At 68.0% G+C, this 15,183-nt stretch carries 13 protein-coding genes; 11 read left to right on the forward strand and 2 right to left on the reverse strand.

What is annotated here, in order from left to right:
• Positions 1-20: 20 nt before the first annotated feature.
• Together CFB89_RS07795 and lexA are read right to left on the reverse strand one after the other, a co-directional pair.
• A complete protein-coding gene (locus CFB89_RS07795) occupies positions 21-356 on the reverse strand; it encodes a hypothetical protein (protein ID WP_069621440.1) in 336 nt (111 codons plus the stop codon).
• Between the two features lie 25 nt (positions 357-381).
• Positions 382-1,029, reverse strand: coding sequence for a transcriptional repressor LexA (gene lexA, locus CFB89_RS07800; protein WP_006476077.1), 648 nt, complete (start codon positions 1,027-1,029; stop codon positions 382-384).
• Between the two features lie 264 nt (positions 1,030-1,293).
• Here lexA and CFB89_RS07810 point away from each other — a divergent pair, with 264 nt between their 5' ends.
• The 11 genes from CFB89_RS07810 (at position 1,294) to CFB89_RS07860 (ending at position 14,704) form a co-directional block, all read left to right on the forward strand.
• Positions 1,294-2,331, forward strand: coding sequence for a sulfate ABC transporter substrate-binding protein (locus CFB89_RS07810; protein ID WP_089467376.1), 1,038 nt, complete (start codon positions 1,294-1,296; stop codon positions 2,329-2,331).
• Positions 2,332-2,466: 135 nt separating this feature from the next.
• Complete coding sequence (cysT, locus tag CFB89_RS07815) at positions 2,467-3,360, forward strand: sulfate ABC transporter permease subunit CysT (protein WP_089467377.1); 894 nt, start codon at positions 2,467-2,469, stop codon at positions 3,358-3,360.
• Complete coding sequence (gene cysW, locus CFB89_RS07820) at positions 3,357-4,301, forward strand: sulfate ABC transporter permease subunit CysW (RefSeq protein WP_089467378.1); 945 nt, start codon at positions 3,357-3,359, stop codon at positions 4,299-4,301. Before cysT ends, cysW begins: the two co-directional genes overlap by 4 nt.
• A 13-nt stretch (positions 4,302-4,314) precedes the next feature.
• Positions 4,315-5,373, forward strand: coding sequence for a sulfate/molybdate ABC transporter ATP-binding protein (locus tag CFB89_RS07825; RefSeq protein WP_089467379.1), 1,059 nt, complete (start codon positions 4,315-4,317; stop codon positions 5,371-5,373).
• Between the two features lie 75 nt (positions 5,374-5,448).
• Positions 5,449-6,375 carry a CysB family HTH-type transcriptional regulator gene (locus CFB89_RS07830; protein ID WP_089467380.1) on the forward strand — a complete coding sequence of 309 codons (927 nt, stop codon included), beginning with the start codon at positions 5,449-5,451 and terminating at the stop codon, positions 6,373-6,375.
• A 538-nt stretch (positions 6,376-6,913) separates the two neighbouring features.
• Positions 6,914-7,864, forward strand: a complete 951-nt coding sequence (locus tag CFB89_RS07835) for a sugar ABC transporter substrate-binding protein (protein ID WP_089467381.1) — start codon at positions 6,914-6,916, stop codon at positions 7,862-7,864.
• 145 nt (positions 7,865-8,009) lie between these two features.
• On the forward strand, positions 8,010-9,623 hold the full coding sequence (locus tag CFB89_RS07840; protein ID WP_089467382.1) for a sugar ABC transporter ATP-binding protein: 1,614 nt from the start codon (positions 8,010-8,012) through the stop codon (positions 9,621-9,623).
• Positions 9,620-10,639 (forward strand): ABC transporter permease, encoded by a 1,020-nt coding sequence (locus CFB89_RS07845; RefSeq protein WP_089467383.1) that lies wholly within the window; start codon positions 9,620-9,622, stop codon positions 10,637-10,639. The genes CFB89_RS07840 and CFB89_RS07845 overlap by 4 nt, the downstream gene beginning before the upstream one ends.
• A gap of 35 nt (positions 10,640-10,674) precedes the next feature.
• Positions 10,675-11,706: a LacI family DNA-binding transcriptional regulator gene (locus CFB89_RS07850; RefSeq protein WP_089467384.1), complete on the forward strand. Its 1,032-nt coding sequence runs from the start codon at positions 10,675-10,677 to the stop codon at positions 11,704-11,706.
• Positions 11,703-12,632, forward strand: coding sequence for a ribokinase (rbsK, locus tag CFB89_RS07855; RefSeq protein ID WP_089467385.1), 930 nt, complete (start codon positions 11,703-11,705; stop codon positions 12,630-12,632). Before CFB89_RS07850 ends, rbsK begins: the two co-directional genes overlap by 4 nt.
• Before the next feature lie 290 nt (positions 12,633-12,922).
• Positions 12,923-14,704 (forward strand): methyl-accepting chemotaxis protein, encoded by a 1,782-nt coding sequence (locus tag CFB89_RS07860; protein ID WP_089467947.1) that lies wholly within the window; start codon positions 12,923-12,925, stop codon positions 14,702-14,704.
• The last annotated feature ends 479 nt before the right edge of the window (positions 14,705-15,183 follow it).

Genomic DNA, 15,183 nt, shown 5'->3' on the forward strand with positions numbered 1-15,183 from the left:
GGTGCGGGAAGATTCCGCAATCAGAGACCGCCCGGCGTGGCCGATCGTTCCTCAGCGATGCAGCGATCGATCATCCGGCACACGGCATCGATCGTGCCCACCATGATCAGGCGCGAGCGGCCGTGATAGACGCGCACCGGCGCACGGCGCGCGGGTTCCGCGTGATTCAGACCGGCGTTCAGCGACACCCGCGCGAACGCGGGAAGCGCTGACGGCAGCAGGGACGCCTGCCGTTCGACTGCGATTTCTTCTTGCACAGGCGCCGCCGCGGACAGCGGTGCGCAGGGCGTGCGGCCGCGCAGATGACGCAGGCGACCGAATTGACGGAAAGGCAGCAGGCGGGAAAGGCGTTCCATGATGTTCTCCTAGCGAGACCGAATGTCAGAGTTCGCCCGAGCGGATCAGCCCGACGGCGATGCCTTCCAGCGCGAAATCCGCGCTGCCGGCCTTGACGAAGATGTTTTCGTAATCCGGGTTCTCCGCGATCAGCTCGAGGCCGCCGGGCCGGCGCATCAGGCGCTTGACCGTGACGTCGTCGCCGAGACGCGCGACGATGATCTGGCCGTCCTTCGCTTCCGTGCGCTTCTGCACGGCGAGGAGGTCGCCGTCGAGAATGCCGGCGTCGCGCATCGACAGGCCGCGCACCTTCAGCAGGTAGTCGGGCTTGCTGGTGAACAGCGCGGGATCGCACGCGTAGTGCTGCGAGATATGCTCCTGCGCGAGGATCGGGCTACCGGCCGCGACGCGGCCGACGAGCGGCAGCGACAGTTGCATCAGGCCGGCGTGCGGCAGCGTGAACTGGTGCGGGGCGTCGTCGATGCCGAGCAGCCGGATGCCGCGCGATGCGCCGGCCGCCAGCTCGATCACGCCCTTGCGCGCCAGCGCGCGCAGGTGCTCCTCGGCGGCATTCGGCGAGCTGAAGCCCAGTTCGGCCGCGATCTCGGCACGGGTGGGCGGGAATCCGGAGCGCTCGATCGCGCGACGGATCAAGTCGAACACTTGCTGCTGACGGGCGGTGAGTTTGGTCATGGCTCAACTGTATGGATAGACAGTGAGCTGTATTTTTATACAGTACTTGGGGAATTTCAAGTGTTACTTGAGGTTCGACGCGATCGCGCCGGTTCCGGCGCGATTTCGCGACGCCCGGACGCCGGTTTGTCCGCCGCAACCGTCCGTCCCGTCTGCGTTAGCACTTTTGAGTATTAAAAAATGAGGAACGATTATTTTTAATCATGTAACCCGTTCGATAGACTGGCCCGACATCGCAATACCGACAACACTGGAGAACCAAGGATGGCGAAGCGCAATACGGGGCTGGCGGGCGGAGTGGGTCGCCTGATCGCAACACTCGCGCTGGGCGCGGCGGCGGCGCTGGGCGTCGCGACGCACGCGCAGGCCGACACGACGTTCCTGAACGTGTCGTACGACCCGACGCGCGAGCTGTATCAGGATTTCAACCAGGCGTTCGGCAAGGAGTGGAAGGCGAAGACGGGCGAAACCGTCAACTTCAAGCAGTCGCACGGCGGGTCGGGCGCGCAGGCGCGCTCGGTGCTCGACGGCCTGCAGGCCGACGTCGTCACGCTGGCGCTGGCCTACGACATCGACGCGCTCGCGAACAAGGGGCTCGTGAACAAGGATTGGCAGAAGCGCCTGCCCGACAACGCGTCGCCGTACACGTCGACGATCGTGTTCCTCGTGCGCAAGGGCAATCCGAAGGGAATCAAGGATTGGGACGACCTGACCAGGCCGGGCATCTCGATCGTCACGCCGAACCCGAAAACCTCGGGCGGCGCGCGCTGGAACTACCTGGCCGCATGGGCGTACGCGCTGCACAAGCCGGGCGGCAACGAGCAGTCGGCGAAGGCATTCGTCACGAAGCTCTACAAGAACGCAGGCGTGCTCGATTCGGGCGCGCGGGGCGCGACGACGAGCTTCGTGCAGCGCGGAATCGGCGACGTGCTGATCGCATGGGAAAACGAGGCCTTCCTGTCGGTCAAGGAATTCGGCACCGACAAGTTCGAGATCGTCGTGCCGTCGGTAAGCATCCTGGCCGAGCCGCCCGTCGCGGTGGTCGACAAGGTGGTCGACAAGAAGGGCACGCGCAAGCTGGCCGAGGCGTACCTGAACTACCTGTACAGCCCGCAAGGCCAGGAGATCGCGGCGCGCAACTACTATCGGCCGCGGTCGAAGAACGTGCCGGCGGAGCTGACCAAGCAGTTCCCGAAGCTGAAGCTGTACACGGTCGACGACACGTTCGGCGGCTGGACCAATGCGCAGAAGACGCATTTCGCGGACGGCGGCGTGTTCGATTCGATCTACAAGCCGCAATAACGCACGCAGTCACACCATAACGACAAGCGGCGCGCCACGATAGCGCGCCGCCTCCCCGACGGGCCGCCGGCGCGATGCACTGCGCCGGCGTTTGCGTCGGGCCCGTGAGCAGCATCGACCCAGCAAGAGCATCCGATGACGACGTACACCTTTCGCAAGCCGAGCGCGCTGCCCGGTTTCGGCGTGACACTCGGCATCACGGTGGCCTATTTGAGCCTCGTGGTGCTGATTCCGCTCGCCGCCACGTTCCTGAAGACCGCGACGCTGTCGTGGGACCAGTTCGTCACCGCCGTCACGTCGCCGCGCGTGCTCGCGTCGTACCGGCTGACGTTCTCGGCCGCGCTCGGCGGCGCGCTGATCAACGCCGTGTTCGGCTTCCTCGTCGCCTGGGTGCTGGTGCGCTACACGTTCCCGTTCAAGCGCCTCGTCGACGCGGTCGTCGACCTGCCGTTCGCGCTGCCGACGTCGGTGGCCGGCATCTCGCTCGCGGCCGTGTACGCGACCAACGGCTGGGTCGGCCAGTATCTGGCGCCGCTCGGCATCAAGATCGCGTTCACGCCGGCCGGCGTGCTGGTCGCGCTGACCTTCATCGGGCTGCCGTTCGTCGTGCGCACCGTGCAGCCGGTGCTCGAGGATTTCGAGCGCGAGCAGGAAGAAGCCGCCGCTTGCCTGGGCGCGTCGCGCTGGTTGACGTTCCGCCGCGTGGTGCTGCCGGCCGTGCTGCCGGCGCTGCTCACCGGTTTCGCGCTCGCGTTCGCGCGTGCGCTCGGCGAATACGGTTCGGTGATCTTCATCGCCGGCAACGTGCCGATGAAATCCGAGATCACGTCGCTGCTGATCATCACCAAGCTCGAGCAATACGACTACGCGGGCGCCACCGCGCTGGCGGTCGTGATGCTGGTCGTGTCGTTCCTGATGCTGCTGCTGATCAACACGCTGCAGTGGTATCTGCAGCGCAGGACGAGCAAGGGCGCGAGCGGCCCGGCGCCCGCCGCCGGCACCGCCGTCGCAGCAGGAGGCCAGCAATGAGCCAGAAGGCCACCGTCGTGCTGAAAACCCCGTCGCCGGCCGCGCGTGCCGCGAAGCGGCTCGACCCCGTCAGCGAGTCGCGCGTCGTGCGCTGGCTGCTCACCGGCATCGCGCTGGCGTTCCTCGCGTTCTTCCTCGTCGTGCCGCTCGCCGCGGTGTTCGTCGAGGCGTTGCGCAAGGGCGTCGGCTTCTATCTCGAATCGCTGGCCGATCCCGATGCGTGGTCGGCGATCAAGCTGACGCTGACCGTCGCCGTGATCGCGGTGCCGCTGAACCTCGCGTTCGGCGTGTGCGCGTCGTGGGCGATCGCGAAGTTCGAATTCCGCGGCAAGGCGCTGCTGACGACGCTGATCGACCTGCCGTTCTCGGTGTCGCCGGTGATCTCGGGCCTCGTGTACGTGCTGTTGTTCGGCGCGCAGGGCTGGTTCGGGCCGTGGCTGCAGGATCACGACGTGCAGATCATCTTCGCGGTGCCGGGCATCGTGCTCGCGACGATCTTCGTCACGTTCCCGTTCGTCGCGCGCGAGCTGATTCCGCTGATGCAGGCGCAAGGCACCGACGAGGAAGAAGCCGCGCGCGTGCTCGGCGCGTCGGGCTGGCAGATCTTCCGCCGCGTGACGCTGCCGAACGTGAGATGGGGTCTGCTGTACGGCGTGATCCTGTGCAATGCGCGCGCGATGGGCGAGTTCGGCGCGGTGTCGGTCGTGTCCGGCCACATCCGCGGCGTGACCGACACGATGCCGCTGCACGTGGAGATCCTTTACAACGAATACAACTTCGCGGCGGCGTTCGCGGTGGCGTCGGTGCTGGCGCTGCTCGCGCTCGTCACGCTCGCGCTGAAGCTGATCGCCGAGCGTCACCTCGCGGCCGAACTGGCCGATAAGCACGACGCCGTTCCCGCACATGCCGGCCCTGTCGGCGCCGTTTCGTCGAAATCGTAAAGAGGCAACCAGAATGGGTATCACCGTCCGTCACCTTCAGAAGCGCTTCGGCGATTTCACGGCCCTCGACAACGTCTCGCTCGACTTTCCGCCCGGCGAGCTGGTCGCGCTGCTCGGGCCGTCCGGCTGCGGCAAGACCACGCTGCTGCGCGTGATCGCGGGCCTCGAGCACGCGGACGCCGGCCAGGTCGTGCTGCAGGGGCTCGACGTCGCGTCGGTCGGCGCGCGCGAGCGCCAGGTCGGCTTCGTGTTCCAGCACTACGCGCTGTTCCGCCACATGACGGTGTTCGAGAACGTCGCGTTCGGGCTGCGCGTGAAGCCGCGCCGCGAGCGGCCGTCGGAAGCCGCGATTCGCGAGAAGGTGCACGAGCTGCTCAAGCTCGTGCAGCTCGACTGGCTCGCGCAACGCTATCCGTCCGAGCTGTCGGGCGGCCAGCGCCAGCGTATCGCGCTCGCCCGCGCGCTCGCGGTCGAGCCGAAGGTGCTGCTGCTCGACGAACCGTTCGGCGCGCTCGACGCGAAGGTGCGCAAGGAACTGCGCGGCTGGCTGCGTCGCCTGCACGACGACCTGCACATCTCGACGATCTTCGTCACGCACGACCAGGAAGAGGCGCTCGAGGTGGCCGATCGCATCGTCGTGCTGAATCGCGGCCACGTCGAGCAGGTCGGCAGCCCGCAGGACGTCTACGATCATCCGCAAAGCGCGTTCGTGTACGAGTTCCTCGGCGCGGCGAACCGGCTGCCGGGCACGGTTGCCGGGCGCGGCTTCGTCGCCGAGGGCGCGGCTGCGCCGATCGAGGTCGACGCCGATTTCGCGGGCCCCGCGAACGCGTACGTGCGGCCGCACGATCTGCAGCTGTGGCCGGCGGGCGAAGGGCACCGCGACGGCATCGCGGTGGACGTGCGGCGCGTGATTCCGCTCGGCGGTTCGGTGCGCGTGGAGCTCGAGGCGCGCGCGGGCGGCGCGCTCGAGGCGGAACTCGACCGCGACGCATGGCGCGCGCTTGCGCTGCAGGTCGGCGACGGCGCGACCGCCGTGCCGCGCGCGGTGCGGGTATTTCCCGCACGTTGACGAGACAATGCAGGGCAGAGGGCGGGATTCGCTCCGATTCGACAAGCAAACAACGACAGCCTAAGAGGCATACCCATGAATTTTCAGCAATTGCGGTTCGTGCGCGAAGCGGTGCGCCAGAACATGAACCTGACGGAAGTCGCGAACGTGCTGTACACGTCGCAGTCAGGCGTGTCGAAACAGATCAAGGATCTGGAAGATGAGCTAGGCGTCGACATCTTCATTCGGCGCGGCAAGCGGCTGACGGGGCTCACGGAGCCCGGCAAGGCGGTGCACCAGCTGATCGAGCGGATGCTGCTCGACGCCGAGAACCTGCGCCGCGTCGCGCGCCAGTTCGCCGATCAGGACAGCGGCCACCTCGTCGTCGCGACGACGCACACGCAGGCGCGTTACGCGCTACCGAAGGTGATCCGGCAGTTCACCGAGGTGTTCCCGAAGGTGCATCTCGCGCTGCGCCAGGGCAGCCCGCAGCAGATCGCGCAGATGATCCTGAACGGCGAGGCCGATCTCGGCATCTCGACCGAGGCGCTCGACCGCTATCCGGACATCGTCACGTTCCCGTGCTATTCGTGGCACCACACGGTCGTCGTGCCGAAGGGCCACCCGCTCGTCGGCCGCGAGAACCTGACGCTCGAGGAAATCGCCGAATACCCGATCATCACGTACGACCAGGACTTCACGGGCCGCTCGCACATCGACCAGGCGTTCACGCAGGCGGGCGCCGTGCCCGACGTCGTGCTGACCGCGATCGACGCGGACGTGATCAAGACCTACGTCGAGCTCGGGATGGGGGTCGGCGTGGTCGCGGCGATGGCCTACGACCCGCAGCGCGATACGGGGCTCGTCGCGCTCGACACGCAGCATCTGTTCGAGGCGAGCACGACGCGGGTCGGGCTGCGCAAGGGTGCATTCCTGCGTGCCTACGCGTACCGGCTGATCGAAATGTTCGCGCCGCACCTGAACGAAGCGGAAATCGCAGGGCTGTTGCGCGAAGCCGTTTGATTCGCGCGTGTCGCGCGCTGTCCGGGCAGACGCCGCGGACGGCGCGCGATACGCATGACGCCCACCTTGCCGTACGCCACACCGGGCGGCGGTGCGTGATGGCGGGGATGGCCGCCATCACGCTCGAAGCATCGGCCGACGCTCGGCTTGCATTCCTCTGCGACAGAAAAACAAGAACAACCGGCGACGCCGAACTGCACGGCGCTTCGGCGAGCCGCCGTCGGCATCGCGAGTGTCGTATTTGCGCGTCGTGAAGCGCGCTCGCGCGCTCCGAATAAACCCTTAAATATTGGTTAGACAGGTTGCGCGCCGAAGCGAATCGGTACAGCATAGCCTTCACTCCGCCGGCGTCCCGCCGGCGGCGGCGCGTCAACGCCAGCACGCGCCAGGCAGTCGGCCGTCTGCCTCGTTTCCATTCCGTGGTACCGACAGCAGCATCGATGGCCATTGCCCGGGTAGTGTGACGCAAACGTTTGCTCTCATTAAAACAACAACCGAACAACAATCCGGCCTTCGGGCCAGTCGCCAGGAGATGTGTATGAATGTCCGCTTTCGCCGTCGCTTCCTGACCGCCGCGCTCGCCGCCGTCGCGGTCGCCGCCGCCCCGGTCGTCCACGCGCAGTCCGCGGCCAAGCCGAAGGTCGCGCTCGTGATGAAGTCGCTCGCCAACGAGTTCTTCCTGACCATGGAAACGGGCGCGAAGGAATACCAGAAACACAACGCGAACCAGTTCGACCTGATCACCAACGGCATCAAGGACGAGACCGACACCGCGAACCAGATCCGCATCGTCGAGCAGATGATCGTGTCCAAGGTCGATGTGATCGTGCTGGCGCCGGCCGATTCGAAGGCGCTCGTGCCGGTCGTGAAGAAGGCCGTCGATGCGGGCATCGTCGTCGTGAACATCGACAACCGGCTCGATCCCGACGTGCTGAAGTCGAAGAACCTGAACGTGCCGTTCGTCGGTCCGGACAACCGCAAGGGCGCGCGCAAGATCGGCGATTACCTCGCGAAGCGGCTGAAGGCGGGCGACCAGGTCGGCATCGTGGAAGGCGTGTCGACGACGACCAACGCGCAGCAGCGCACGGCCGGCTTCCAGGACGCGATGAAGGCGGGCGGGATGAAGGTCGTGTCGGTGCAGTCGGGCGAATGGGAAATCGACAAGGGCAATGCGGTGGCCGCCGCGATGCTCAACGAATACCCGAACCTGAAGGCGCTGCTGTGCGGCAACGACAACATGGCGATCGGCGCCGTGTCGGCCGTGCGCGCGGCCGGCAAGCAGGGCAAGGTGCTCGTGGTCGGCTACGACAACATCAACGCGATCAAGCCGATGCTGAAGGACGGCCGCGTGCTCGCGACCGCCGACCAGTACGCGGCGAAGCAGGCCGTGTTCGGCATCGACACGGCGCTCAAGGCGATCGCCGAGCATCGCAAGCAGGCCGACATGTCCGGCGTGGTCGAGACGCCGGTGGATCTCGTGACGAAGTAACGCCGCACCGGTCCGGCCGCCGCGCTCAAGAATCCGGCGCGGCGGCCGTTATCCGGTGTGAGCGCGATCACGGCCACTGCATGCACATGCACTTGTGAGCGTCATACCCGCGCGCCCCGTGCGCGCGGCCGCAACCAGGATCGCGATGGAACCGACCTTCCAACCCTCCCGTTCAGCCCACCCCGTGCTGTCCGTCTCCGGCATCGGCAAGACCTATGCCGAACCCGTCCTCGCCGACGTCACGCTGACGCTCGGCGCGGGCCAGGCGCTCGCGCTCACCGGCGAGAACGGCGCCGGCAAGAGCACGCTGTCGAAGATCATCGGCGGGCTCGTCGAGCCGACCGCCGGCACGATGCAGCTCGGCGGGGAAGCCTATGCGCCGGCGAGCCGCACGCAGGCCGAGGCGCTCGGCGTGCGCATGGTGATGCAGGAGCTGAACCTGCTGCCGACGCTCAGCGTTGCCGAAAACCTGTTCCTGAACCGCCTGCCGCGGCGTTTCGGCATCATCGATCGCGCGCGGCTGCGCGAGGACGCGCGCGCGGCGATGGCGCAGGTCGGGCTCGACGCGGTCGACCCCGATACGCCGGTCGGCGCGCTCGGCATCGGCCACCAGCAAATGGTCGAGATCGCGCGCAACCTGATCGGCGACTGCCGCGTGCTGATTCTCGACGAGCCGACCGCGATGCTGACCGCGCGCGAAGTCGAGCTGCTGTTCGAGCAGATCGACCGGCTGAAGGCGCGCGGCGTCGCGATCGTCTACATCTCGCACCGGCTCGAGGAGCTCGCGCGCGTCGCCGAGCGCGTCGCGGTGCTGCGCGACGGCCGGCTCGTGCATGCGGGCGACATGGCGGCGACGACCTCCGACGGGCTCGTCACGCTGATGGTCGGGCGCGAGATCGGCGAACACATCGATCTCGGCGAGCGCCGCTTCGGCGCGCCGCGGCTCGCCATATCGGGCCTCACGCGCGGGACGGCGGTGCGCGACGTGTCGCTCGAGGTGCGCGCGGGCGAGATCTTCGGGATCTCGGGGCTGATCGGCGCGGGGCGCACCGAGCTGCTGCGGTTGATCTACGGCGCCGATACGCCGGATGCCGGGACGATCGCGGTCGGCCAGCCGCTGAAGCCGGCGCGGATCGCGTCGCCGGTCGATGCGGTGAAGCGGGGCATTGCGCTGATCACCGAGGATCGCAAGGGCGAAGGGCTGCTGCTGTCGCAGTCGATCACCGCGAACGTGTCGCTCGGCCAGCTCAACCGGCTCGCGCGCGGTGGCATCGTCGATTCGGCACGCGAAACGGCGCTCGCCGAGCAGCAGATCGATGCGCTGCGGATCCGTACGCACGGCGCGGCGCAGCCGGTGGGCGAGCTGTCGGGCGGCAACCAGCAGAAGGTCGTGATCGGCCGCTGGCTCGCGCGCGACATGGGCGTGCTGCTGTTCGACGAGCCGACGCGCGGGATCGACGTCGGCGCCAAATTCGAGATCTACACTTTGATGGGCGCGCTCGCGCGTGAAGGCCGCGCGCTGGTGGTCGTATCGAGCGACCTGCGCGAGCTGATGCTGATTTGCGACCGGATCGGCGTGATGTCGGCCGGGCGCATGACCGCCGTGTTCGAGCGCGGCAACTGGACCCAGGACGCGTTGCTGGCCGCGGCGTTCGCCGGCTTCGGCCGCGAGACGCCGGCGGCCGCCATGCAGCATCCGGATGCGGAGCACGCGCGCGGCGCCGCTCCCGGCACTTCGACGACAGGACGACAGCAATGACCCAGCCTCCCGTATCCTCGACCGACGCAGGCGCGCAGCAGGACGTGACGGGGCGCCGCGCGCGCACGCTGTCCGGCACGCGGCTCGGCGTGTCGACCTATCTCGGGCTCGCCGGCGCGCTGGCCGCGATGATCGCGCTGTTCTCGGTGCTGAGCTCGCATTTCCTGACCTACGACACGTTCAGCACGATCGCGAACCAGATTCCCGATCTCGTCGTGATGTCGGTCGGGATGACGTTCGTGCTGATCATCGCCGGGATCGACCTGTCGGTCGGCTCCGTGCTCGCGCTCGCCGCGTCGATGGTCAGCGTCGCCGCGCTGAAATGGCAGTGGGGGCCGCTGCCGGCCGCGCTGATCGGGATCGCGGTCGCGACCGCCACGGGCGCGCTCACCGGCGCGGTCACGGTCGGGTGGCGGATTCCGTCGTTCATCGTGTCGCTCGGTGTGCTGGAGGCCGCGCGCGGCCTCGCGTACCAGCTGACGAATTCGCGCACCGCGTATATCGGCGACGCGTTCGACTTCCTGTCGAACCCGATCGCGCTGGGCATCTCGCCGGCGTTCCTGATCGCGGTCGCGGTGATGATCGCGGCACAGTTCGTGCTGACGCGCACCGTGTTCGGGCGCTATCTGGTCGGGATCGGCACGAACGAGGAAGCGGTGCGACTTGCAGGGGTTAACCCGCGGCCGTATAAAATCCTCGTATTCGCCCTGATGGGCGCGCTCGCGGGGCTCGCGTCGCTGTTCCAGATTTCGCGGCTCGAGGCGGCCGATCCGAACGCGGGTGCGGGCCTCGAGCTGCAGGTCATCGCCGCCGTCGTGATCGGCGGCACGAGCCTGATGGGCGGGCGCGGCTCGGTGATCAGCACGTTCTTCGGCGTGTTGATCATCTCCGTGCTGGCCGCGGGGCTCGCGCAGATCGGGGCGAACGAGCCGACGAAACGGATCATCACGGGTGCGGTGATCGTGGTGGCGGTCGTGCTCGATACGTATCGGAGCCGGCGTACGCGCGTGCGGTAAAAAGACAGACAGAACAGACCAGAGAGAAACGGGAAATGGCGACGATCAAGGATGTGGCGGCCATGGCGGGCGTGTCGTTTACGACCGTCTCGCACGTGGTGAACAATTCGCGGCCGGTGTCCGCCGACGTGCGTGCGAAGGTCGAGGGCGCGATCCGCGAGCTGAATTACGTGCCATCGGCCGTGGCGCGCTCGCTGAAGGCGCGGGCGACGGCGACCATCGGCCTCGTCGTGCCGAACAGCACGAATCCGTACTTCGCCGAGCTGGCGCGCGGCATCGAGGATCAGTGCGCGGCCAACGGCTATTGCGTGTTCTTCTGCAATTCGGACGACGATCCCGTGAAGCAACGCAACTACCTGCGCGTGCTGCAGGAAAAACGCATCGACGGGCTGATCGTCGCGTCGGCGGGCGAGGACGCGGTGCTCGCGCAGACGCTCGCGGACATCCATGCGCCGCTCGTCGTCGTCGACCGCAACATCGAGGGGCTCGCGGCCGATCTCGTGCAGATCGATCACGAGCGCGGCGCGTATCTGGCGACGCGCCACCTGCTCGAACTCGGACACGCGAAGATCGGCTGCATCACCGGGCCGACCGACACCGCGGTCAGCGCGATGCGCGTGCACGGCTTCATCCGCGCGATGGCCGAGCGCGGGGTCGACATCGTGCCGGGCGCGATCGCCGAAAGCGATTTCTCGTGCCTCGGCGGCTATCACGCGGCGGCGCGGCTGTTCGAATCGGTGCGGCCGAGCGCGATCTTCGCGGGCAACGACCTGATGGGCGTCGGCGCGCTGCGCGCGGCGGCCGAGCGCGGGCTGCGCGTGCCCGACGACTGCTCGATCATCGGCTTCGACGACATCGAATTTTCCCGCTACACGTATCCGGCACTGTCGACGGTCGGCCAGTCGGTGCGCGCGCTCGGCGAAATGGCCGCCCAGACGCTGATCGAACGGATCGGCGGCGGCTCGAGCGCCGTGCCGAGCCGCCGCCGCGTCGTGTCGCCGCGCCTCGTGCTGCGCGAATCGACGGCGGTCTACCGCGAGCCGGCCGCGCCGGGCGCGCGCGCATGACGGCGCGCGCAACGGGCGCCGGCCGCGTGACGGTGGTCGGCAGCCTCAACATGGATCTCGTCGTGCGCGCGCCGCGGCTGCCGCTGCCGGGCGAAACGCTCGCCGGGCACGCGTTCGCGCAGGCGGCGGGCGGCAAGGGCGGCAACCAGGCCGTCGCCGCGGCCCGGCTCGGCGCGCAGGTCGCGATGATCGGCTGCGTCGGCGCGGATGCGCATGGCGCGGCACTGCGCGCGGGCCTCGAGGCCGAGGGAATCGATTGCACGGGGCTCGCGACGAGCGCATCGGCGTCGACCGGCGTCGCGCTGATCGTCGTCGACGATGCGAGCCAGAACGCGATCGTGATCGTCGCGGGCGGCAACGGCGAGGTCACGACCGATACGATCGCGCGGCACGAGGCCGCGCTGGCGGCGGCCGACGTGCTGATCTGCCAGCTCGAGACGCCGCCGGACGCGGTGTTCGCGGCGCTATCGGCCGGGCGCCGGCTCGGCCGCACGGTGGTGCTCAATCCGGCCCCGGCCGTCGCACCGCTGCCGGACGGCTGGCTGCCGCTCGTCGATTACCTGATCCCGAACGAGGTCGAGGCGGCCGCGCTGACGGGGCTGCCGGTGCGTGACCCGGCGGAGGCCGAAGCCGCTGCGCGGGCGCTTCGGACCGGCGGCGCGCGCAACGTACTGATCACGCTCGGTGCGCGCGGCGTGCTGGCGCTGACGGCCGACGGCACCGCGCGCCACTATCCGGCGCCGGTCGTGCAGGCCGTCGACACGACGGCGGCCGGCGACACCTTTATCGGCGGGTTTTCCGCACGGCTCGCGGCCGGCGCGGATGTCGATACAGCCATCCGCTTCGCGCAACGCGCGGCGGCACTGTCGGTTACGCGCGCGGGCGCGCAGCCGTCGATTCCGACGCGTGCCGAACTGGCCGACTAGGGCCGGATCACCGGTTTCCCGCTCGCCGTGCTGCCGGGTCCGTCGCATGAGACGGCCGGCCGCGCCGCCGGCAATCCGTTGCCGCTTCCCCCAGGCCTTTACCCCGATTCTCCATCCAGCCCCGAATTTCGTCATTTATTCAGACTTATTCAATATACGGACGAATAATTTGAAGTAAACACGCCAAAACCATCAAGTTATGCGTGGCGCGGTCGTAAATGCACCGAGTGAAGCAATGCTTCGAGCCAACGGGCCCGGCCCGTTCATGACGACGCAACACAGGATGGATGATGGTGTTCAGGAACCTGACGATTCGTGCGCGCATCGGTTTGACGATGGCGTTTCTGGCGGTACTGCTCGGGGTCACCGGCGTGCTCGGTCTGCACGGGATGACGCGCTCGAACGATTCGATGCGCGAGATTTTCACGAACCAGATGCCGAGCGCGGTCGACGTGGCGATGGCGGAAATGTTCTCCGCGCGCGAGCGTCTCGCCCTCGACCGTGCGGCGCTGCTGGTCGGTACGCCCGACTCGGCGGCGGCCATCGAGCGCAGCCGCGCGATGCGGGCGCAATCGGACGCCTGGTGGCAGAAATACCTTGCGCTGCCGCGCGAAGCCGACGAAGACCGGCTTGCACAGGACGTCGCCGCCCGGCGCAAGGTGCTGCAGGGCAGTTGCGACGCGTTCGCGAGTGCGGTCGTGGCCGGCGATCACGACCGGATCGGCGACGGCGCGAAGCAGCTTCAGGCGCGCTATACCGAGCTGGCCGCGGCCGGTGAAGCGCTGCGCGGCTTCCAGTTCACCAATGCGCAGGCGCGGTTCGATCAGGCGGAATCGGTGTTCGGGACGATGCGCGCGCTGGCGATCGTCATGCTGCTGGCCGGCATCGGCGCCGCGGTACTGTCGTGGCTGGCGCTGAGCCGCGCGATCGGCCGTCCGATCGCCGACGCGCTGTCGCATTTCGACGCGATCGCCGCGGGCGACCTGCGCCGGCCGATCGTCGTGGACCGGCGCGACGAGATGGGCCGGATGCTGGAAGGCCTCGCGAGGATGCAGCGCGGGCTCGTCGACACGGTGCGCACCGTGCGCGGCGGCAGCGAGTCGATCGCGACCGCGGCCCGCCAGATCGCGGCCGGCAACATCGACCTGTCGTCGCGCACCGAGGAACAGGCCTCGGCGCTGCAGGAAACCGCGTCGAGCATGGAGCAACTGACCGGCACCGTGAAGCAGAACGCGGACAATGCGCGTCAGGCGAGCTCGCTGGCCGCGAATGCGTCGGAGATTGCAAACAAGGGCAATACGGTGGTCGGCCAGGTGGTCGGCACGATGGGCGAAATCAACGACAGCTCGGCGAAAATCGCGGACATCATCGCGATCATCGAGGGAATCGCGTTCCAGACCAACATTCTTGCGCTGAATGCGGCCGTCGAAGCCGCGCGGGCGGGCGAGGAAGGCCGCGGTTTCGCGGTCGTCGCCGGCGAAGTGCGCAGCCTCGCGCAGCGTTCGTCGAGCGCGGCGAAGGAAATCAAGGCGCTGATCGACGCGTCGGTGGAGCGTATCCGGACCGGCTCGACGCTGGTCGACGAAGCAGGGCGCACGATGAGCGACGTGATCGGCGCGGTCCAGCGCGTGACGGACATCATGGGCGAGATCGCGGCGGCGTCCGAGGAGCAGAGCAGCGGGATCGACCAGGTGGCGCGCGCGGTCACGCAGATGGACGAGGTCACGCAGCAGAACGCCGCACTCGTCGAGGAAGCCGCGGCTGCCGCGCAGTCGCTCGAGGAACAGGCGGCCCGCCTGCGCGAAACGGCGGCGGTATTCCAGCTCGACGACGCAGCGGCCCGCGCGGGCGCCGTCGTTGCGGTGGCGGCGCGTCCCGCGCCGCGCGCGTCTGCCGTGCCTTCCGTCTCGGCTGCGGCGCCCGCACCGGCTGCCGCACGCGTCGAACGCGACGCCGCGCCGAAACGCGCGGCCGCCGCGACGCCGGCGCGCAAGCCTGCCGCCGTATCGGCGGCGCCCGCGCCCGCGCCGGCCGCCGCGACCGCGGGCGGCGACGACTGGGAGACGTTCTGATCCACGCGCGTCGCGTATCTATCCCCATTTGGCGACGCACGACGCCCGCGATTGCGGGCGTCGTCGTTTCCGCGACCGGTCGAATGTGACAGCGCGGACGATCGAGCGTGCATCGGCACGTGCGTGGCGCGTCGTGCGCCGACGGATCCCCCGGGAAGCGCTGCGTGCGCGTCGTGTTCCCGCGTTCGTCGTACGGGTATGTCCGTAAGGGACTGCGAAAAAAATTTGTAACGGTGCGCGCGGCGTGTCATCGCACGCGAGCGCTCGAACGTATAGGGATGAAGGGGAGAAGCGGCGACGTCGGAGGTGTCCAACGCACGAGACGTTTCGATGTTCGACGAGACGCGGCGGATGCAGTTTCTGCGGCTCGGGAGGTCGATTGTAAAACGACGAAATGCGTTGTCCAAGCGGTGTTGTCGAGAATGACGAACTTCATACGAAGAGTTCGTGAAAAAAAATAAGAAAGGGTTTAGGATGAA

It is taken from the genome of Burkholderia sp. AU16741 (genome assembly GCF_002223345.1).
GTDB classification, from domain to species: domain Bacteria; phylum Pseudomonadota; class Gammaproteobacteria; order Burkholderiales; family Burkholderiaceae; genus Burkholderia; species Burkholderia sola.

Coding starts and splice junctions, on each gene's coding strand:
- CFB89_RS07795 (WP_069621440.1), bottom strand. CDS start 356: ATGGAACGCCTTTCCCGCCTGCTGCCTTTCCGTCAATTCGGTCGCCTG.
- lexA (WP_006476077.1), bottom strand. CDS start 1,029: ATGACCAAACTCACCGCCCGTCAGCAGCAAGTGTTCGACTTGATCCGT.
- CFB89_RS07810 (WP_089467376.1), top strand. CDS start 1,294: ATGGCGAAGCGCAATACGGGGCTGGCGGGCGGAGTGGGTCGCCTGATC.
- cysT (WP_089467377.1), top strand. CDS start 2,467: ATGACGACGTACACCTTTCGCAAGCCGAGCGCGCTGCCCGGTTTCGGC.
- cysW (WP_089467378.1), top strand. CDS start 3,357: ATGAGCCAGAAGGCCACCGTCGTGCTGAAAACCCCGTCGCCGGCCGCG.
- CFB89_RS07825 (WP_089467379.1), top strand. CDS start 4,315: ATGGGTATCACCGTCCGTCACCTTCAGAAGCGCTTCGGCGATTTCACG.
- CFB89_RS07830 (WP_089467380.1), top strand. CDS start 5,449: ATGAATTTTCAGCAATTGCGGTTCGTGCGCGAAGCGGTGCGCCAGAAC.
- CFB89_RS07835 (WP_089467381.1), top strand. CDS start 6,914: ATGAATGTCCGCTTTCGCCGTCGCTTCCTGACCGCCGCGCTCGCCGCC.
- CFB89_RS07840 (WP_089467382.1), top strand. CDS start 8,010: ATGGAACCGACCTTCCAACCCTCCCGTTCAGCCCACCCCGTGCTGTCC.
- CFB89_RS07845 (WP_089467383.1), top strand. CDS start 9,620: ATGACCCAGCCTCCCGTATCCTCGACCGACGCAGGCGCGCAGCAGGAC.
- CFB89_RS07850 (WP_089467384.1), top strand. CDS start 10,675: ATGGCGACGATCAAGGATGTGGCGGCCATGGCGGGCGTGTCGTTTACG.
- rbsK (WP_089467385.1), top strand. CDS start 11,703: ATGACGGCGCGCGCAACGGGCGCCGGCCGCGTGACGGTGGTCGGCAGC.
- CFB89_RS07860 (WP_089467947.1), top strand. CDS start 12,923: ATGGTGTTCAGGAACCTGACGATTCGTGCGCGCATCGGTTTGACGATG.